An 18,542-nucleotide genomic window follows, 5' to 3' on the forward strand; every position below is an offset into this window, starting at 1 on the left:
ATGAGAAAGCTGAGCATGCTTCTGGTTTTTGGACTTATCCTGATCAGCTCTTGGGCTTGCGGAAAGGACAAAGATTACCTGGTTACCATTACTACCCGACATGGAGAAATCAAAGCGATTCTCTTTGACGATACACCGGAGCACAAAAACAATTTTATCGCCTTGGCTGAGGCAGGAAGATTCGACTCTACACAGTTTCACCGAGTGATTAAGGATTTCATGGTCCAGGGAGGTGATGTATTTGGTAAGGAAGGACTTCCGGCCCAGCAGTGGCCAACTTTGCCCGCCGAGATTAGCTCTCACCATGTACATATCAAAGGAATGATTGCCGCAGCCCGACAGGGAGACAATATCAATCCTGAAAAGCGAAGCAATGGTTCCCAATTTTACATTGTCGAAGGGAGACCCTATGAAGAGTTAGAGCTGACGACAGATTTTCCTGCATTGCAAAAAGCGGTCTTTCAATACATGCAGCTGGGCTCCGGTCAAGAGTTGAAAAAGGAATATTCCAGATTGTTTGAAGAGCAAAAGTTTGATAGCCTTACTAATCTTCTCCTTTCTAAACGGGACGAAATCGCCAAGACGCTCAATATCAAACTCACAAAAGATTACACTCCCGAGCAAGTAAAAGATTATGCAGAAAAAGGAGGGACACCTCACTTGGATTTTCAATACACGGTATTTGGCCAAGTACTTAGCGGTTTGGAGGTAGTAGATAAAATTGCAGCTGAACCGACTAGCAGAGAGGTGCCCAATGAACCGGTTTACATGAAAGTGACAGTAGAAAAAGTTTCGCGCAAAAAAATTGAAAAAGAATTTGGCTATGTCTATCCCGTCTCAAAATAAACCCAAGATTCTTATAACAGGTGCCAACGGTCTCTTGGGCCAAAAGCTCGTCGATCAGCTGGTCGAAAAAGGAATTTTTGAAGTGATTGCTTCAGGGAGGGGCTCCAGCAGGCTTTCAGGTCAGGGATTTGTATATCAGTCATTGGATATAGAAGATCAGCAACATGTGGATTCAGTTTTTTCCACTCTAAAACCTGAAGTGATCATTCATGGAGCGGCTATGACCAATGTGGATGAATGCGAGTTAAATCAGGAAGCATGCTACCGAGCTAATGTGACTGCTACACGATACCTGGTAGAGGCTGCGAAAAAAATCAATTCCCACTTCGTGTTTGTTTCCACAGACTTTATTTTCTCTGGAGAAGACGGTAATAACCCATATGATGAGGAAGCAACTCCTGATCCGGTCAATTATTACGGCCAAACCAAACTGGAAGGTGAAGAGATTGTGAAAAATTCTGGACTGGATTGGGCGATTGCCCGTACAGTTTTGGTCTATGGGATAGCTAATGACCTAAGTCGTTCCAACATCATTCTTTGGGTGAAATCTTCTTTGGAAGCAGGAAAAGAAATCCAAGTGGTAGATGATCAAGTAAGAACTCCGACACTGGCAGAAGATTTAGCGGCGGGTTGTATATTAATAGCAGAGCAGCGCGCTAAAGGGGTGTTTAATATCTCTGGATCGGATCTTTTGACTCCATATCAAATGGCAATAGAAACGGCGGAGTATTTTGGCCTTAACAAAAGCTTAATTACTAAAACTGATTCAACTAAGTTTAAGCAACCTGCCAAGAGGCCAATGAAAACAGGCTTTATCATCGAAAAAGCCAGAAAACTACTGGGATATGAACCCAAAAGTTTCCAAACGGGGATAGGTATTTTGGCAAAACAAATTATCTTAGCCCGCTCTTAAAAAGCAGTTTATACCCTTAATTTAACTTTAGCATTATCTATGGCAGTAAGTTCTAATACTGAGGACAGAGGTCAGTTTGGCTCCAGCCTTGGCTTTATCATGGCCGCAGCTGGTTCAGCCGTCGGACTGGGCAACATTTGGAGATTTCCTTACCTCACCGGAGAAAATGGAGGCGGTGCCTTCGTATTCGTTTACATTCTCTGTGTGGTTTTGATTGGTTTACCACTTCTATTCAATGAAATCGCTTTGGGTAGAAAGTCTGGAAAAAACCCAATCGGTGCTATTCGAGAAACTGGTGGTAACAAGTTTTGGCAGTTGGCAGGTGTCCTTTGCGTAATGGTATGCTTCTTTGTGTTTAGCTATTATTCTGTGATAGCAGGGTGGACAGTGGGCTACATTTTTACGGAAATCATCAACATACCTGTTGATTTCGAAGAGTTTGTCCAGACTCCGATGTATGTCATTCCATTGACTTTTTTCTTTATTTTGATGACCATCCTGATTGTGTTGGGCGGTGTATCAGGAGGTATTGAAAAGGCTGCAAAATTCTTGATGCCTATCCTATTTATCATCATTCTTTTCATTGCGGGCCGCTCGGTGACTTTGGAAGGTGCTGAGGCAGGAATTCAGTACTATTTGAATCCTGACTTCTCTAAAATCAACAGTACGGTGATTCTTCAGGCATTGGGTCAAGCTTTCTTCTCCATGTCAGTGGGATGGGGATTAATGATCACATTTGGATCTTACTTGGGTAAAGATGCCAACATTGTCAATGCTTCAGGTTGGATTGCAGGTATGGATACCGCTGTTGCCTTATTGGGCGGATTGATGGTATTCCCTGCCTTGTTTGCATTACTTCCTGGAAAAGATCCTGCTGCTGGTCCAGCCTTGGTATTTGATGTCTTGCCAAAGGTTTTTGATGCGATGCCAGGAGGTAACATCATCGGAGGTTTGTTTTTCATTCTTTTGATGGTTGCTGCGTTGACCTCGACCATTTCTATGTTGGAGGTACCTGTAGCTTACTTGATTGATGACAGAAAATGGAATCGTAAAAAAGCTACATGGGTGGTCGGAATCGGAGCCATGATCTTGTCAGTTCCATCTGCGCTTTCGTCTATTGAAGGAAATATGTTTGCTGAGATCCGATTCACCTTCTTGAGTAATGAACTCGTAGGTTTCTTCGGTGCGATGGACTTTATTTTCGGGACATTTGCAGTGATTCTAATCTGTTTGATGCTTGCACTTTATACCGGTTGGGCTCAAAAAATCAATGATTATGCAGACGAACTTGCTTTGGGAGCACCTGGTTTTACAGGGGCATTTCGTACTGGTTGGATGTTCTTTATCAAGTGGGTTTGTCCAATTGTAATTATCCTGTTGATTTTGAATATGATGGGTATTTTCGGAGCTCCTCAGGCTGCATAAAAATTCCCAAGAATATCATTAAAGGGCTTTCCGAAAGGTTAGCCCTTTATTTTTTCAAAAAAAGGAAAGAAATTTTATAGGGATGATATCCTTGTTTAGACCTAAGCCCATTTGCTTTTGACAAGCGCGCATTCAAGTTGATTAAATCAGGGCTTAGAAGATTGGATTTGGCAAAGGAATTGCAACCAGAAGTTTTACATTTTACTAACTAAACCAAAATCCTTTTACCATGAAAAAATTACTTCTTTTACTCGCATTCGCATTTATTGCCTTCCAGGCATTTCCTCAAAGTGGTTTTGGTATCAAAGCCGGTCTAAGTAGTACCAAAGTGGATTTCAAAAACACACAATTTGCTCCTGAAGGAGCTCAGACAGGATATCATGTAGGGGTTTTTGGTCGATTGGGAGGTGCAGGTTTCTTCGTGCAACCAGAACTTCTTTTTACCCAGACAAGTGGGAAATTCATCAATGATCAAGATCAGCTGACTGCTCAGTTTAACAGACTCGATATTCCTGTTATGCTTGGAATGCGATTTTTCAAGGTTCTCAGACTTCAAGCAGGGCCAATCGCCAGCTTGAATATCAATTCCAAACTCAGTGAAGTAAGCGATACTATCCGAGATGCCGAATTCAAAAATGCCACCCTTGGCTATCAGGCAGGAGTAGGGGTAGACATTGGTAACCTTTTTATCGATGCCAAATACGAAGGTGGTCTTAGCAAGTGGACAGAAAATATCGGTTCATTTACCACTGACAATCGCATCAACCAGTGGGTAGTATCTTTAGGATTTAAGATTTTCTAATCGGGAAAAGACGTTTAACGTAACTGAACCAAAAATAAAGGCCCTTCTGAATCGATTCAGAAGGGCCTTTTTAGTATCAACAGCTTTTATGGAGGCTTATTTTTCCATGACCATCGGGCCTGGCTTGGCCCACTCGTGAATCGGTTTGAGGTCGATCACATAGACACTTCTGCCGTGAGTTCCGACCACCAAATGGTTTTCACGCTGCTGGATGACCATGTCATAGATCGCCACGTTCGGGATTTGGCCTTGGAAAAGATTCCAGTTTTTGCCTTCATCCATGCTGACATATAAGCCGTGGTCTGTACCCAGATAAAGGAGATTTGGCATTTTTGGATCTTCGATGATGATGTTGGTGGACTCATCAGGCAAGTTGGATTTGATGGAAACCCAAGTCTTGCCGTAATCCTCACTCATGTAGACGTAGGTGTTAAACTCGTCATAACGGTAGCCATTCAAAGTAATGTACACTTTCCCTTCTTTGAATCTTGAAGGAGAAATACTGCTGACCCAGCGATACTGAGGTAATCCTGCATTGAGGCTGGTCCAAGTTCCTCCATTGTTTCGGGTTATCCAGACATTGCCATCGTCCGAACCGGCATAGAGCGTCCCAAATTCCAGTGGAGATTCTTCTACCACGGTAAGAGAGGCAAAAGGTACGTTTCCGCTTTTCTGGTTTTTGGTTAGGTCGGGAGAGATGGTTTTCCAGGTATTTCCTTGGTCTAAAGATTGGTAAACGTACTGCGAACCCATGTACACGATGTCCTGATTGTGGTAGCTGAGTTCTGCTGGTGTTCTCCAGTTCCATCGGTTGGGAGCATTTCCGATGTCATGTCCCGGAGTGATGCGTCGTCTTTCTCCCGTTTCTTTGTTGATGCGCATGTAGTTGCCAAACTGCGAACCGGTGTAGACGATGTTGTTATTTCGGGTATCTACTGCGACTACCATGCCGTCTCCTCCTAGAAGTGACTCCCATGGATCTTCGGGCTTATTCGTAGACTTCCCAAACCAAACCCCATTGTCCTGCATTCCGCCATATATGTTGTATGGCTTGGCATCATCGACCATGATGGAGTAAAACTGAGAGATCGGCATCTGTGTATTCAAGTGATCCCAACGCGCACCGCCTCCATAGCTACGGTATAATCCACCGTCATTGCCGAGTAAGATGTGCTTGCTGTCTTTGGGGTTAATCCACATCGCCTGATGGTCAGAATGAGGTCTTCCAATCGAGTCAGTTCTAGAGAAATTTTTGCCTCCGTCTCTTGAGACCAACAAAGGCACCCCTAAGACGAAGATTTCATTTTCATCAGATGTGCTTACCCGCACTTCACCAAAATAATAGCCATAGGTATTGTACAACTGACTGATGTCTGATTCGGAGACTTTTTTCCAGCTCTTGCCGGCATCTTCAGAGCGATATACTTCTGCCCCTTTGATTGGCTGACCAAACATGGCAGCATTGGCATCCACAGCACCCCCGAGGTAGTTGGCTATCTGAGTAGTGGTGATTTTGCCGATTTTCAGTTGACGCTTAAGTTCGGGCGGCGTGTATTTGGTGGCAAATTGATTTCTTCTCAGAAAGGATTCGAGTTTTTTGTCATCCAAAGCCAAAGCTTGATCCAAAGTCATCGCTTTGAAATCCTCTAGTTTGATCGGATTTTCTTCCTGCTGCTGATTGCCGCGCTGTCTTGGCGCTGGTACCGGTTTGTCGGATTTGCCCTGGTTGTCGAGTAATGCATAGACCGTATTAGGCTGAGAAAGTGCAAAATCGAAGCCGATTCGGCCTACGAACTCATCCTGAGGAAATCCTTCCACTGCTTTCTTCCAGGAGTTACCACCGTCTTCGGATCTCCAGATCGCAGAACCCTTTCCGTTGCCGATAAAGTCATGCGCCTGACGGAATCGCTCCCAGCTTGATGCCAAAAGCACATCCGGATTGGTAGGGTGGACTTTGATGTCGATGATGCCGGTGTTGTCATCGATGTAGAGGACTTTTTTCCAAGTCTTCCCTCCGTCAGTGGTTTTGTAGAGACCTCGCTCTTTGTTTTTGGAGTAAAGCGAACCCATCGAACCAACCCACACGATGTCCGGATTGGTCGGGTGAATCTGAATTTGACCAATGTGGTGGGAGTGGAGCAAGCCCATCATTTGGAAGGTTTTGCCCCCGTCGGTGGATTTGTATAGACCTGCTCCGGCATAAGTAGATCGGCTGGAATTGTTTTCGCCTGTACCTACCCAAAGGACTTGGTTGTCTGACTTGGAAAGCGCCATGGCGCCGATTCCCAAAGCGCCCTGATGGTCAAAAATCGGGGTAAAGGACTGTCCGTTGTCTTCGGTTTTCCATACGCCGCCGGAAGCTGCTGCGATGTAAAAGATGTTGGTATTGTTGGCTACTTCAAGATCTACGATTCGCCCAGACATATTGGTGGGGCCGACGTTTCGGGCTTTGAAATCCTTTAGTGGCGTGGAGGAAAGCATGGCTTTGTGCTTGTCCACGGACTCTTGCAGCGCTTTTTCAGAAGTGGGCTTGATGTCCTGTGCCAGCGAACTGAAGGAAATCAGCCCGGCAGCGAGGAGAATGAGGTAAGATGATTTTTGCATGTGGTTTTCTTTGATCAGGAGGGAATATAAACAATCGCGGGGAAAGTCAGGTGACCTTCCCCGCGAGTGGAAAAAGCAGGTTTTGGGAGGGGCTTATTTGGAGACCAGTCGGGTTTTGTAGAGGACCACGTAGTCTTTTTCCACCTCGTAATAATCGGTACTAAACCAGATTTCTTCCTTTGAAATGAATTTGCCCAGATTCCCGATTTCAGGCTTTTTTTCGATCAAGTTTGAGATGCTTTTGCCATCGAATAAGATCCATCCATAGGTGTTGATCTTTTCCATTTCAGTAAAAAACTTTTCATTCATACCTCCGCTTGAAGATGATAGTTGATTGAACTCATCCTCACTAAGTCCCCGAGTATAAAAGATCAGAAACTGACTGTTTTTGAGGGGAATAAGTTGGTTTACAGCTCCAGAGTAAAGGTCTCTCATTTCATACCCGACTTCTTTATCGGTGTCTTTCGGAGCCCTTTCAATAAATTCTTTGAAAGGAATCTCAGAAACAGAAGCAGGTTTATTCAATTGGTTGATGTGGTAAACAAAGAGTTTTGGTTCATTTCTAAAGATCACATAAACAGAATCATGCAAACCTGCCAATCGGGTGTTGTAGTAAAAGTTGAAAAAGCTTTTCTGATCCGTTTTGAATTTGGATTGATCCGGAAAAGGCATTGCAGGTGTAAAAGTGCCATCTTGAAGATCCAAGACTTCTACTCTCTGTGTTTGGACTTGGAATTTCTTTCCCTGTACACCTATACTGTCTGCATTTCTTCCTTCCCAAGGATAAATCACCTTGTTGTCAAGAATTGCCATTTTGTTGTTGTACTGATCGATAAGCGAGGAGGTTGGGAGGTACTCCAATTCAAATGAACGGGTAAACTCTCCCGAAAAGGAATAGCAATAAAATCCTTTCCAGGCGGCAATGATGATCTCTGATTCGTTTAAAAACTGAGGAGGATTGACTCTCGAAAGGCGGTAATCTCCTGGGCCTTCGCCCGACCGCTTGAACTTTGAGATAATCTCACCGCTGGAATTGGCCAGAAAGATGGAGTCTGTTTTGTCATTTGCCAAAAGGAAAGTCTCCCCATCCTTGCTGATGTCGGCCAAATATAGATTTCCTAAGTAGTCTACCACCAGTGAGTCGTAAATCTCAAACTCAAGCTGCTGCTCAGCAAGCGGTTTTTCGGGAAGATCTTCAACTTTTGGCCCACAGGCAAGGACAAGCAAAAAGGAAAGCAGCGGGAATAGCCAAAGTTGATTTTTCATTTTCTGATGAGTTTGAGTTTGTAAAAAGTGATATAATCCTGTTCCTCGCCGAGGAATTCGTCATTTCTTAACGCGTAGAAGGATTTATCCGATGATTCAATGTTCAAAATCAAGTCCACCTTTGCAGGAATCTTTATTTCATTTGACCATCGGCCTAGGTCAAAAGAAAATACTTTTAAAAAGCTGGTATTAAATTCAGCATATCTGTGAAAGTTTTTTCGGTTTTTCAGTTCGTACTGTACAAAAGTTTCACTGTCGATACCGCCTTCATAAGTCAAAATGAGATGCTTGGGATCTGAGTAAATTCCTGTAATCCGAGCCTCCGACATGGTCATCATTTGTTCATAGGTGACGGGTTCTTTCTGTCCGGGATAAAGTTTGAAATCAGAAGGGGAGAAACTAAAGCTTCTGGCCCATTTTCCATCAGGAAGAGCGTACACGTGGATCAGTTCTTCATTGGAAAAGGTTAGGTAAAGAGAATCTGATTCGATAGTGAACTGAAGGTAAGGCCTGTTGAAAAACTCATCAGAGCTGAATTTTGAAGTAGTAGGGGTTTTGATCAGGGGGGTAGAAGTTTGACTGCTGATGTCAAAGAGTTCAAGCAGGGGATAATCTCTATAAAAATGGTTAATGTATGGACTGATTCCATCGCGTCCGGGGTACCAAAGCAAAAGCTTGTTATTCCACTTGGCTAGGTTTCGGGCGTTCCTCATTCCTCCTCTTGCTTCACCGGCAAAAGGCATTTCAAGTGTTTTAATCAGGTTAAGGTCTTGATCAAAATGGTAGATGTTGTTGAAGGAGGTAGAGGCATAGATTTCTCCTTTTTCATCGACAATAAGTCCTTCAAACCAATCTATTTTACCTGGCCCATCCTTCGGCAAAATCTTGTTGACCAATAATTTTCCAGTCGAATCAAATTGTAAAACTGCCTCTGAAGGAATATCCTTGACTATTCCTTTTCCATTTTCGAAAGTACCCATCCAGATCTCCCCCATAAAATCCACCTGAATCGAATCTTCGATGACGAGTTCCCATTCATTGGAAAGCGAGTTCAATTTTTCAGATTCCTGATTGCAGGAGTACAGAATGAATGACAGGACAATGAGAATTAAATATGTTTTCATTTTCTAATGAGTTTGAGTTGGTAAACAGTGACTACCTCAGGTTCTTCCTCCAATTGATTGACATTTTGCATCGCCCAAATCCTGTTTTGAGAATCCACTCGCACAATTCTGTATTTTGGAGACGCGAGCTTTGGTTTGGTGAATTTATTCTGAGCATCTCTTACCATCCACTTTTGAGGATTCATGCGGTTGATTTCACTTCGACGTGAAGCTCTATCTTGTGTCAGAGGTGGCAAGTCCTCTTTTTTGATTCCAGAATAATACAGAAGGAGGTCATTATCGCCTACTTTAAAAATATTCGAAAGCTGGCCTTCATAATCCGTAGGTCCATCATAGTCCTCCTGACTGCCAAAAGGAAAACCATTTCTAAGTACAAACTTGTCAAAGGGGATTTTGGTGGCCTTTTGACGAAGTTGTGGGTCCATCAAATCCATATCATACAGCATCGAATCTGTAGGATGTGCATAAGTAAGCTGGCTGTTGGATATGGAAAAGGTGAGCGAAATGAGATTAAAAGCCATTCCAGAACTGAGGTAACGACTGTCGGGATGAAGAGGGGCAATAGGCTTGAATTCGAGGGTTGAAACCGGAATCAGATCCAATCCATTGAAATTTTCATAAAACTCCCGTTGATTGGGCGGATAGTCTGTTTGGGGATTGCCGGAAAAAGAAATCAAGGCTGGTCCTTCGTAGGTGTTGGCAGTCCGGAGGTGATCAAAGCCCACGTATATCATGCCTTTTGGAGGATAGGGGCGATTCAAGTGGCTTAAAAAATTGAACTCAAGGTCATAAGAATAGATGCCTCTTCTACCTTGAATGAGAATGGAATCTCCCGAGAAAATCGCCCCAGAACAAATCCCGCCAAAACCGGTTGGTGCATCTTTGGGGACATCTAAGCGATGTAGGATTTCTCCATTCTTATCCACCAGAATCATGGGGGCGTTTTCTTTCTGCACATTGAAAAGAAAAAGTCCACGTTCCGGATGGATATCCATCAAATCCAAACTCTCCAAGGACTGAATTTGAAGGGAATCCACGATTTCTAATTCCCAATCCGATGAGCTCAGATTTGAATTTCGATCAGAAGAATTACATCCCCAAATGACCAAAGCGAGGGATACATTTAGTACTTGTAAAAAATGCTTCATTTCTTGATTTTTTCTTAAGAAAATAAATCAAGAGTGAATATTCAAATGGTTCACTAATAATCAATTCAATAATCTTGTTTTTCCATCTGCTGATTCAAAAGGGCCTGTTGCTGTAGCAAGCCGTTCAAAGTTCGGGTGTAGTTTCTCCCTTTTTTGAGTCCAAAGTCCGTGTAGGCTCTTCCAGCCCATTCTTTTGCCAAATCGAGAGAACCCAACACCTCATATCCGACGCCGATATTGTAAGCAAGCATTCCCCCGCTTTTCTCATCGACCCCGGGTAAAGCCGCTTTCCATGTTTCAATCGCATGCTCCCATTGGTCTACTTCAGCGAGTCGGGCACCTTTTGATACGGCTGGGTCGGTTTTGGATTTGGGGAAAAAGCCACGATTGATCTCGGCATACATCGGCGCTATTTTGGTGGCATATCCTGCACCGGCCATTTCTCCCACAGCTCTTGCCGCGTCCGCTTTAGTGATGAGTAAGGCCAAAGCTTGGGCTTTGGTCTCTCCCTCTGCCGACCAGAGGTTTTTTTTCTCAAACCGCTGCTGATCGACTATATTCCGATCCTTTGGATCATACAGGCGAAATCCTGCGCTTACATTGGCCACTCCCTCTACATACCAGCCCTGTACTTCGATCTGTCGGGTGGTTTTGCCTTCGGTCACGGTCTTTTTGATCAAGCGCTGCTGATCGGTAATGATGAAGTCTGAACTGAAATTTTCCAAGGTCAAGACTGCATCGGCATCGTATCGATTGGCAAGTTGCTCCACTGTGTACCAATCCAATGGATTCGGAAACATCTGTCCGAAGATTCCTCCAGGAAGTCGTTCGTTAGCTCTGATTATTTGGAATCTAGGGGAGGAATTGAGACTCATTTGAAGTGAAGAAAGGGTGGCCTGTACGGCATTGCGAACCTCAAATGGGAGTTCGCCGGTGATGATTCCTTCTAAGATCGCCAAGCCTTCACTTTGAGGTTTGGTCCGATCGACCAGCACGATTTTTTGGATATGGCTGGGTACTGTCACTGGCGCGGGTACCAGCCTGGTCATGGTGACATTTTTGGAGCAGCCACATACAAGTAGAAGAAAAGCTGAAAAGAGTAGACTGTAGATGGTTTTGAAAGAAAAGATAAAATTCATATAGCGGGTTTTAACTGGGACGAAGTTAGAAGGAATAAAAAAATCCACGGTTTCTAGACCGTGGATTTTACATTCAAACTTCAATTCAGATTATCCGATAAGGTTTCCTTCTTCGTCCCATTCGGCGACTTTGCCGCGCTCTTCGGGTTTGAGATAGATGGCTGCATATTTCTCAGGATTGGAGACGCCGTGCTTGTCCAGGACTTTTTGCGGTACACCATCCCACACATTGGCTTGGTTGCCCATGTAGCCCATGTATTTCCAGCCTGCCTCGGTAGAGAAATAGCCTGAGCAAGTCAGATTGCGGAGCATGTTAAACCAGCGAACACCTCCCGAGTAAGCTTCAGTAGCTTTGTCAGGCCAAGCAACCAAATCCACAATTTGGATGACTTCTTCTTGGCTAAGGTCGTTGAATTTTTTTCCAAACAACTCATCGGCCTCAAAGTCCAACCACATCAGACCGCCTCTCATGGGTGTCTGCATGTTGGGCTGATCTTTCATCATAAACTCGATGAAATCCGGCACCTTCAGTTCAGTGGCCGAAGGGGACTCAGTATCTGCCGGCATGATGATGTCCACCAGGGTGCTTAGTTTTTTCTTTTCCTCGTCAGTCAAGAAATTCTCAGATAGCAACTTCGCATCACGCGCTTTTTCTTCTTCTGTACGTCCACCCGGTGTGCCTCCTGTGATGACTTGTCCTTGTACAGCTACCTGCTCAGGTTCACATCCGGTCAATAACAATCCCGCTCCCACAGAGCCGGTAAAGAGCAGTTTTAGGTTTTCTCTTCTGTTCATGGCTTAGATGTTTTTCTGTTTTAGCTGATCGACGATGTAATCTGAAGTTCTCCAAGAAAGCGCCAAAATGGTCCAGGTTGGGTTTTTGTCTGCCTGAGACACAAAAGGACCAGCATCCACCACAAATACGTTTTTGCAATCGTGCACTTGGCAGTTGGAGTTGACCACGGAAGATTTTGGGTCATTGCCCATTCGGGTAGTGCCTACTTCGTGGATGATACGGCCCGGCGCAGCGAGTCCGTACATGGTTTCAGGTCCAGGTTTGGTGCCAAGAAGAGTGGCACCGGCATTGGTCAGGATTTCCTCAAAGGTATCCTGCATGTGCTTGGCTTGCTTGATCTCCTGATCGGTCCATTTGTAGTGGAATCGAAGTACCGGAATACCGTATTTATCGACCACATTCGGATCGATTTCGCAATAGTTCGTGTATTGTGGGATACTTTCTCCACGGCCTGACATACCCAGTGTGGATCCATAGATGCGACGGATGTCTTTTTTCAGCCCTTCGCCATAGCCTCCGTTTGGACTTGGATTTCCAAATTCATCCTTGAGGTATTTTCTCATGCTATCCATGCTGCCACCGGTCCCGTAGGCAGGCTGTCCCATACCACCCCAATACTCGATGTGGTATCCACGTGCAAAGTCCAATTTTTTGTTGTCCAGCCACCAAGGCGTATACATGTGCATGCCGCCTACGCCGTCTTCATTGTATCGCTCTCGGTCGATCAGTTCAGGCATGATGCCCATACGGTCAGCACCGGTGGAGTCATGCAAGTAGCGTCCGAGGACTCCTGAATCTGCACCGATTCCATTAGGATATACTTTCGACTTGGAGTTCATCAGGATTCGGGAAGATTCACAGGCAGAAGCACCCAATACGACCACTCGAGATTTGAGTTTGTATTCCTTCATATCCACCTTGGAAACGAAAGATACCCCGGTTGCTTTCCCAGTATCGTCGGTAGTTACCTTTCTCACCATTGAGAAGGTGTAGAGATCCACCTTTCCTTTTTTCATCGCAGGATGAACTAAGCAAGTTCCAGCTGAAAAGTCTGCATAGGCTTGACAAGCTCTGTTGCACTGCGCGCAGAAGAAGCAGACTCCACGCTCATTGTTGATCGGACGGGTCAGCATAGACAGACGTCCCGGGATCATCGGGATATTGGCTTTATCCGCACCTTTTTTGATGATCAGTTCGTGAAGTCTTGGCTTTGGAGGAGGTAAGAAAAAGCCGTCCGGCTCATTAAAAATCCCTTCCTTGGATCCAAAAACCCCGATCAGCTTGTCTACCTTATCATAGTATGGCTTCAGGTCATCGTATCCGATGGGCCAGTCATGTCCCATGCCATCAATGCTGGCACGCTTGAAGTCATTGGGACCGAATCGCAGGGAGATTCTTCCCCAGTGATTGGTACGTCCACCGACCATTCTGGATCTGAACCAGTCAAACTGCGTTCCGTCTTTTCGGGTATAAGGCTCTCCGTCGATATCCCATCCGCCGATGGCCTGATCAAAATCTCCAAACGGGCGGATACGGGTACCGGCACCCCTTCTTGGTGATTCCCAAGGTGGTCTGAGTTGGGTTCTGTCCTCGTCTTTTGCCGGGTCAAAATCCCCTCCTGCCTCCACCACTGCTACTGACAACCCAGCCTCGGATAGGATTTTGGAAGCCATCCCTCCGCCGGCACCAGACCCTACGATGATCACATCATAGCTATCTGGAGTTTCTTTGATTTGAAAGCTCATTTTTTAAAAATTTTAATGAAGTCGAAAATATAGGTCAAAAAAATTGAGGATAGAAATCCTTTCCCTTGAAAAAGTTGTCAGCGGGTTACAGTGGTACTTTTTTACTGAATAGCCTGCTCTATAAACGGCCAAATCGTCCCAAAAACGATCTTATGTCCCGCTTCGGTCGGATGAATTCCGTCAGGTAAGTTTAAGTCTGGATTGCCCGCTACGCCATCCAAAAGAAAAGGAATCAAGGTTACATTTTTCTCTTTTGCCACAGCAGGATAGATGGTTTTGAATTCATCGGTATATTCCTGTCCCATGTTTGGTGGGATTTGCATGCCCGCAAGGATGATTTTGGTGTTAGGGTACTTTTCCCTCACCTTATCAATGATGCCAAGGAGGTTCTTTTTGGTTTCGCTTAGCTGAATCCCGCGTAAGCCGTCATTTCCTCCCAGTTCCAATACGAACAAATAGGGCTCCTCTTCCAAAAACCAATCCAGCCTGCTTAATCCACCTGCGGTGGTTTCTCCACTCAGTCCACCATTGATTACTTTGTAGTCTTTGCCTAGGCTATCAATCGTAGCCTGAGTCAGACCGGGAAATGCATCTTCAGGGTCTATTCCGTATCCCGCGGTGAGGCTGTTTCCAAAGAAGAGGATAAGTTTTTGTTCTGATTTTTGGCTTACAGCCGTGCTGTCAGCATTGGTTTGATTGGTTGTTTCAGAGCTTTTTCCTCCGCAGGAAACTAACAAGAAACTTACGACTACGAGGGTAAAAAATGAGGCAATCTGGAAATGAATCTTCATGGTTAAAGTGATTTTGATCTATGAAAGGATTTCAGCCCAAAAGGTTTACATCCTTGCGTTCAAAGTTGGAAAATATTCTGCAAAAATTCCTTTTTCCTCGTTGGTCGAGGCATTCTACCCGTCTGTCGAATCTGACTGGTCCAAGCCGGGGAATTTTATTTTCTTTACTGAGGTTCACTAGGCCTAATTTGAGCATTTTAACTATTGTTGCTCAATAGCGTTTACACAGTCACTTGTTTTTATTTTACTCCATGAGCATTCTAGCGATTCGCAATCTTTCTAAAACTTATCAAAGCGGGAGCCGCAAGCTTACTGTTTTGGAAAATGTCAATTTTGAAATTCAAGCCGGAGAGACGATCTCCATTGTAGGGCCGTCAGGTAGCGGGAAAACCACTCTTCTTGGACTCTGTGCAGGTTTAGATTCCGGTTCCACGGGTTCGGTGGTGCTTAATGGTCAAGCCCTTGAGAAGCTCAATGAAGATCAGCGTGCAGCCGTCCGCAACAAGGACGTTGGCTTTATTTTTCAAAACTTTCAGTTGCTACCAACTTTGACTGCTTTGGAAAATGTGATGGTTCCTTTGGAACTCAAAAAAAGAAAGGATGCCAAAGAAAAAGCCTTAGAATTACTTGAAAAAGTCGGTTTAAAGGATCGTGCTACACATTATCCTACCCAATTGTCAGGAGGTGAGCAGCAGCGGGTATCTATTGCCAGAGCTTTTGCCAATGAGCCAAAGATTCTTTTCGCAGACGAGCCCACAGGCAACCTCGATACGGAGACGGGGGAGATGATTGAGCGGTTGATTTTTGACCTCAATAAGGAAAAAGGAACTACGCTCATTTTGGTTACCCACGACTTAGAGTTGGCAGCCAAGACTCAGCGAATTATTCATATCAAGGGTGGTAAAATACAGGAGGAAACCCATGCCTGATTTTAATTGGATCTTTAGGATGGCGATGAGGGATTTTCGGAAAAATCTCTCCCGCTTACTGCTTTTTGTCTCTTCCATTGTGGTGGGAATCGCAGCTTTGGTGGCGATCAGCAGTTTTGGAGAAAATCTCGTCAAAGACATAGATAACCAAGCCAAGGAGCTTTTGGGCGCAGACTTGGTGCTGGAAAATAACAAGCCTCTCGGAGACCAGGCATTGGACTCGGTAGCTGTGGCTATGGCCTCTGAGGTCAACTTTGCTTCCATGGTAGCTTTTCCAAAAAAAGATGCCAGCCGTCTGACCCAAGTGAGGGCCTTGGAAGGGGATTTTCCTTTTTATGGAAAATTGGAAACGGTTCCAGTTGAAGGGGACGCAGATTTCAGAAGTGGAGGAAAAAAGGCGCTGGTTGAAAAGACGCTCATGGCGCAGTTTGATGCCAAAGTAGGCGACTCGATCAAAGTCGGGGCTGTCCTGTTTGAGATTGTCGGAGAGCTTCAAAAGGTTCCAGGTCAAACTGGCATTACCGCTTCTGTAGCACCTGCAGTCTACATTCCGATGGCCTATCTGGAAGAAACCGGGCTAGTGCAGTATGGCAGCCGTGTGGAATACAATCGCTATTTACAGTTTGCGCCGGGCACCGATGTCGATGAGCTGATCAAGCCATTCGAAGATCAGTGGGAGATAGACCGGGTAGATGCCGATACGGTGGAAGACAGAAAAAGAAGTACAGGTCGATCTTTTGGGAATCTTTCCAATTTTCTAAGTCTCGTTGCCTTCATTGCACTGCTTTTGGGTTGCGTGGGCGTCGCCTCAGCGGTCAATGTATTTGTGAAAGAAAAGCTTGCTTCGGTCGCTGTCTTGAGATGCTTGGGAGTAGCTTCACTGGATGTATTACTTATCTATCTTGTCGAAATCGTCATCATGGGACTCTTCGGAGCATTGATCGGTTCGGTTTTGGGAACGCTTCTTCAGTTTATCCTTCCGGTGATCTTTGCGGACTTTCTTCCTGTGGAGGTTACCGTAGGGATTTCTTGGCAATCAGTGGGCTTTGGCATGGTGACAGGTTTGCTGGTTTCTGTGCTGTTTGCTTTACTTCCTTTGCTCAAGGTTCGAAATGTGTCTCCGATGGCCACTTTGAGGCCTGAGACCGCTGACTCGACGATGCTGAAAGATCCTGCTCGATGGGCGGTGATTGTGGGGATTCTTCTGTTCATCTTTGGCTTCAGCTTATTTTTACTCAAGCAAGTGACTTGGGCTTTGGGCTTTACAGGATTTGTGTTGGTGGCATTTGGGGCGCTTTGGGGAGTGGGTAAGTTGATCATGTGGGCAGTGAGACGATTTTTGCCGATTTCACTCAGCTATCCTTGGCGACAAGCCTTAGCTAATTTGTATCGGCCAAATAATCAGACTATTTCGCTTATTGCCACTATCGGATTGGGGACAGCAATGATCAGTACCCTCTTTTTCCTTCAAAATCAACTTCTTCAGGAAGCCAAGTTTGCAGACAAGGAGGACCAGCCCAACATGCTGATGTTTGACATTCAGACGCCACAGTTGGAGGATGTCCGATCAAAAGTAACGGATCGCAAAATGCGTATTCTACAGGAAGTGCCTATCGTGACCATGCAGCTCAACGAGATCAATGGCATCGATAAAAAGGAAAATGAGGAAAAACCCGACGAAGAGAATTACAGTCGATGGCTGTATAATCGGGAGTTTCGTGTGACCTACCGCGATACATTGATCTCCTCGGAGACCTTGAGTTCTGGGACATTAATCCCGCTTGGGGCTAAAGGAGATAGCATCTTTGTCTCTTTGGAAAGAGGGTTTGGTGAAGGAAATAAAATGAAATTAGGAGATGAGTTGGTCTTCAATGTGCAAGGCAGGCCTATCAAGACGTACATCGGAAGCTTCCGTGATGTAAAATTTAATCAGGTGTCGACCAATTTTCTGGTTTTGTTTCCAAATGGAGTTTTGGAGCAAGCTCCGAAATTCCATGTGATCATCACCAAGACTCAAAATGACCGTCAGGCTGCTGATGTGCAGTCTGAGATCGTAAGGGAGTTTCCCAATATTTCGATTATCAACCTGGGAACTATAGTGGAAACCTTGGAAGATATCCTGGGCAAAATCAGTTTTGTGATCCAGTTTATGGCCTTTTTCTCTATTGCCACCGGGATTTTGGTATTGATCAGCTCACTTATCATCAGTAAATACCAGCGTATGAGAGAAAGTATCTTGCTTCGTACGCTTGGAGCGAGTTCGGCGATAGTGAGAGTGATCAATACCTTGGAATACTTCTTTTTGGGAAGCTTGGCCTCGCTTTCGGGGATTTTACTTTCATTCATGGCAACTTTCCTCTTAGGGAAGTTTGTGTTTGAGATGAACTTCAGCTTGGCTTGGAAAGAGGGTTTGGTCATTTATCTCGCCATTACGGGTCTGACAATTGTGCTGGGATGGCTCAATGGTCGAAGAATCATCAATCAGCCACCGATGGAGATTCTAAGAGGAAATGGTTAATGTTTGAATTGAAGGTTGAATGAGTGAATAGGGCCTCTGGAAATTGAGGCCTATTTTTTTAATTTTTCATTAAATGCAATTAATTCTTTAATTCCATTTTCAAGTTTTTCTGGACTCCCATCAAGAAAAATTGTAATACCTAATAAGCTATTTCTCTTTTTAGGAGGCTCTTGATTTTTTAGTTTTTTTAGTTCTTTTAAAAAATCATGACCTATAGCATCATTTAATTTTTCAATCAATTCAATTCCTAATATTTCCTCATTATACCAATTGTAAATTGTTTGCCTAGAAACCCCCATTTTTTCACTTAGAGTTTTAATAGAAAATTTATTTGATTTAATGAAGTCTTTTAAAAATTTGCCTTCAAGGATTTTGTCAGTCATACCTTCAAAATTTTATTTTAACCAAAGTAAAAGAAAAATTATAGAAGCAGTTTATATTTTCAAATATTGAAATTCTTATAGGAAGGATTTTTTTGAATTTGTTTTTATCTTCC

General features: G+C 44.3%; 15 protein-coding genes. 6 read left to right on the forward strand and 9 right to left on the reverse strand.

Annotated features, from left to right (window positions below; genetic code table 11):
- The 4 genes from ACFPIK_RS09350 (at position 1) to ACFPIK_RS09365 (ending at position 3,986) form a co-directional block, all read left to right on the forward strand.
- Positions 1-846: a peptidylprolyl isomerase gene (locus ACFPIK_RS09350; protein WP_377914532.1), complete on the forward strand. Its 846-nt coding sequence runs from the start codon at positions 1-3 to the stop codon at positions 844-846.
- Positions 824-1,759, forward strand: coding sequence for an SDR family oxidoreductase (locus ACFPIK_RS09355; protein WP_377914534.1), 936 nt, complete (start codon positions 824-826; stop codon positions 1,757-1,759). Before ACFPIK_RS09350 ends, ACFPIK_RS09355 begins: the two co-directional genes overlap by 23 nt.
- Before the next feature lie 39 nt (positions 1,760-1,798).
- Positions 1,799-3,184, forward strand: coding sequence for a sodium-dependent transporter (locus ACFPIK_RS09360; protein WP_377914536.1), 1,386 nt, complete (start codon positions 1,799-1,801; stop codon positions 3,182-3,184).
- A 229-nt stretch (positions 3,185-3,413) separates the two neighbouring features.
- On the forward strand, positions 3,414-3,986 hold the full coding sequence (locus tag ACFPIK_RS09365) for a porin family protein (RefSeq protein WP_377914538.1): 573 nt from the start codon (positions 3,414-3,416) through the stop codon (positions 3,984-3,986).
- A 96-nt stretch (positions 3,987-4,082) separates the two neighbouring features.
- Here ACFPIK_RS09365 and ACFPIK_RS09370 read toward each other — a convergent pair whose 3' ends face one another.
- The 8 genes from ACFPIK_RS09370 to ACFPIK_RS09405 all read right to left on the reverse strand — a co-directional run bounded on the left by ACFPIK_RS09370 (position 4,083) and on the right by ACFPIK_RS09405 (position 14,599).
- A complete protein-coding gene (locus ACFPIK_RS09370) occupies positions 4,083-6,590 on the reverse strand; it encodes a WD40/YVTN/BNR-like repeat-containing protein (RefSeq protein ID WP_377914540.1) in 2,508 nt (835 codons plus the stop codon).
- A gap of 93 nt (positions 6,591-6,683) precedes the next feature.
- Complete coding sequence (locus ACFPIK_RS09375) at positions 6,684-7,856, reverse strand: hypothetical protein (protein ID WP_377914542.1); 1,173 nt, start codon at positions 7,854-7,856, stop codon at positions 6,684-6,686.
- A complete protein-coding gene (locus tag ACFPIK_RS09380) occupies positions 7,853-8,980 on the reverse strand; it encodes an NHL repeat-containing protein (RefSeq protein ID WP_377914544.1) in 1,128 nt (375 codons plus the stop codon). The genes ACFPIK_RS09375 and ACFPIK_RS09380 overlap by 4 nt, the downstream gene beginning before the upstream one ends.
- Positions 8,977-10,128: a hypothetical protein gene (locus ACFPIK_RS09385; RefSeq protein WP_377914546.1), complete on the reverse strand. Its 1,152-nt coding sequence runs from the start codon at positions 10,126-10,128 to the stop codon at positions 8,977-8,979. Before ACFPIK_RS09385 ends, ACFPIK_RS09380 begins: the two co-directional genes overlap by 4 nt.
- Before the next feature lie 65 nt (positions 10,129-10,193).
- Positions 10,194-11,267 (reverse strand): DUF6340 family protein, encoded by a 1,074-nt coding sequence (locus ACFPIK_RS09390; RefSeq protein ID WP_377914548.1) that lies wholly within the window; start codon positions 11,265-11,267, stop codon positions 10,194-10,196.
- A 90-nt stretch (positions 11,268-11,357) separates the two neighbouring features.
- Entirely contained in the window at positions 11,358-12,062 is a 705-nt protein-coding gene (locus ACFPIK_RS09395) for a gluconate 2-dehydrogenase subunit 3 family protein (RefSeq protein WP_377914550.1), read from the reverse strand.
- Between the two features lie 3 nt (positions 12,063-12,065).
- Positions 12,066-13,808 (reverse strand): GMC oxidoreductase, encoded by a 1,743-nt coding sequence (locus ACFPIK_RS09400; RefSeq protein WP_377914552.1) that lies wholly within the window; start codon positions 13,806-13,808, stop codon positions 12,066-12,068.
- Positions 13,809-13,909: 101 nt separating this feature from the next.
- Complete coding sequence (locus ACFPIK_RS09405; protein ID WP_377914554.1) at positions 13,910-14,599, reverse strand: arylesterase; 690 nt, start codon at positions 14,597-14,599, stop codon at positions 13,910-13,912.
- A 251-nt stretch (positions 14,600-14,850) separates the two neighbouring features.
- Between ACFPIK_RS09405 and ACFPIK_RS09410 the strand changes: the two genes are divergently transcribed.
- Together ACFPIK_RS09410 and ACFPIK_RS09415 are read left to right on the forward strand one after the other, a co-directional pair.
- Positions 14,851-15,528, forward strand: a complete 678-nt coding sequence (locus tag ACFPIK_RS09410) for an ABC transporter ATP-binding protein (RefSeq protein ID WP_377914556.1) — start codon at positions 14,851-14,853, stop codon at positions 15,526-15,528.
- Positions 15,521-18,046 carry an ABC transporter permease gene (locus ACFPIK_RS09415; RefSeq protein ID WP_377914558.1) on the forward strand — a complete coding sequence of 842 codons (2,526 nt, stop codon included), beginning with the start codon at positions 15,521-15,523 and terminating at the stop codon, positions 18,044-18,046. Before ACFPIK_RS09410 ends, ACFPIK_RS09415 begins: the two co-directional genes overlap by 8 nt.
- 50 nt (positions 18,047-18,096) lie before the next feature.
- On the opposite strand, the gene ACFPIK_RS09420 is transcribed toward ACFPIK_RS09415, so the two are convergent.
- Entirely contained in the window at positions 18,097-18,429 is a 333-nt protein-coding gene (locus tag ACFPIK_RS09420) for a helix-turn-helix domain-containing protein (protein ID WP_377914560.1), read from the reverse strand.
- Positions 18,430-18,542: the final 113 nt, after the last annotated feature.

Origin of the sequence: Algoriphagus aquatilis, from assembly GCF_042657405.1 — a bacterium.
GTDB lineage: Bacteria > Bacteroidota > Bacteroidia > Cytophagales > Cyclobacteriaceae > Algoriphagus > Algoriphagus aquatilis.

Excerpts from the sequence above, each read along its gene's own strand:
- ACFPIK_RS09365 (WP_377914538.1), top strand. The coding sequence starts at position 3,414 with ATGAAAAAATTACTTCTTTTACTCGCATTCGCATTTATTGCCTTCCAG.
- ACFPIK_RS09380 (WP_377914544.1), bottom strand. The coding sequence starts at position 8,980 with ATGAAAACATATTTAATTCTCATTGTCCTGTCATTCATTCTGTACTCC.
- ACFPIK_RS09400 (WP_377914552.1), bottom strand. The coding sequence starts at position 13,808 with ATGAGCTTTCAAATCAAAGAAACTCCAGATAGCTATGATGTGATCATC.
- ACFPIK_RS09395 (WP_377914550.1), bottom strand. The coding sequence starts at position 12,062 with ATGAACAGAAGAGAAAACCTAAAACTGCTCTTTACCGGCTCTGTGGGA.
- ACFPIK_RS09405 (WP_377914554.1), bottom strand. The coding sequence starts at position 14,599 with ATGAAGATTCATTTCCAGATTGCCTCATTTTTTACCCTCGTAGTCGTA.
- ACFPIK_RS09360 (WP_377914536.1), top strand. The coding sequence starts at position 1,799 with ATGGCAGTAAGTTCTAATACTGAGGACAGAGGTCAGTTTGGCTCCAGC.
- ACFPIK_RS09350 (WP_377914532.1), top strand. The coding sequence starts at position 1 with ATGAGAAAGCTGAGCATGCTTCTGGTTTTTGGACTTATCCTGATCAGC.
- ACFPIK_RS09410 (WP_377914556.1), top strand. The coding sequence starts at position 14,851 with ATGAGCATTCTAGCGATTCGCAATCTTTCTAAAACTTATCAAAGCGGG.
- ACFPIK_RS09420 (WP_377914560.1), bottom strand. The coding sequence starts at position 18,429 with ATGACTGACAAAATCCTTGAAGGCAAATTTTTAAAAGACTTCATTAAA.
- ACFPIK_RS09385 (WP_377914546.1), bottom strand. The coding sequence starts at position 10,128 with ATGAAGCATTTTTTACAAGTACTAAATGTATCCCTCGCTTTGGTCATT.
- ACFPIK_RS09390 (WP_377914548.1), bottom strand. The coding sequence starts at position 11,267 with ATGAATTTTATCTTTTCTTTCAAAACCATCTACAGTCTACTCTTTTCA.
- ACFPIK_RS09375 (WP_377914542.1), bottom strand. The coding sequence starts at position 7,856 with ATGAAAAATCAACTTTGGCTATTCCCGCTGCTTTCCTTTTTGCTTGTC.
- ACFPIK_RS09355 (WP_377914534.1), top strand. The coding sequence starts at position 824 with ATGTCTATCCCGTCTCAAAATAAACCCAAGATTCTTATAACAGGTGCC.
- ACFPIK_RS09415 (WP_377914558.1), top strand. The coding sequence starts at position 15,521 with ATGCCTGATTTTAATTGGATCTTTAGGATGGCGATGAGGGATTTTCGG.
- ACFPIK_RS09370 (WP_377914540.1), bottom strand. The coding sequence starts at position 6,590 with ATGCAAAAATCATCTTACCTCATTCTCCTCGCTGCCGGGCTGATTTCC.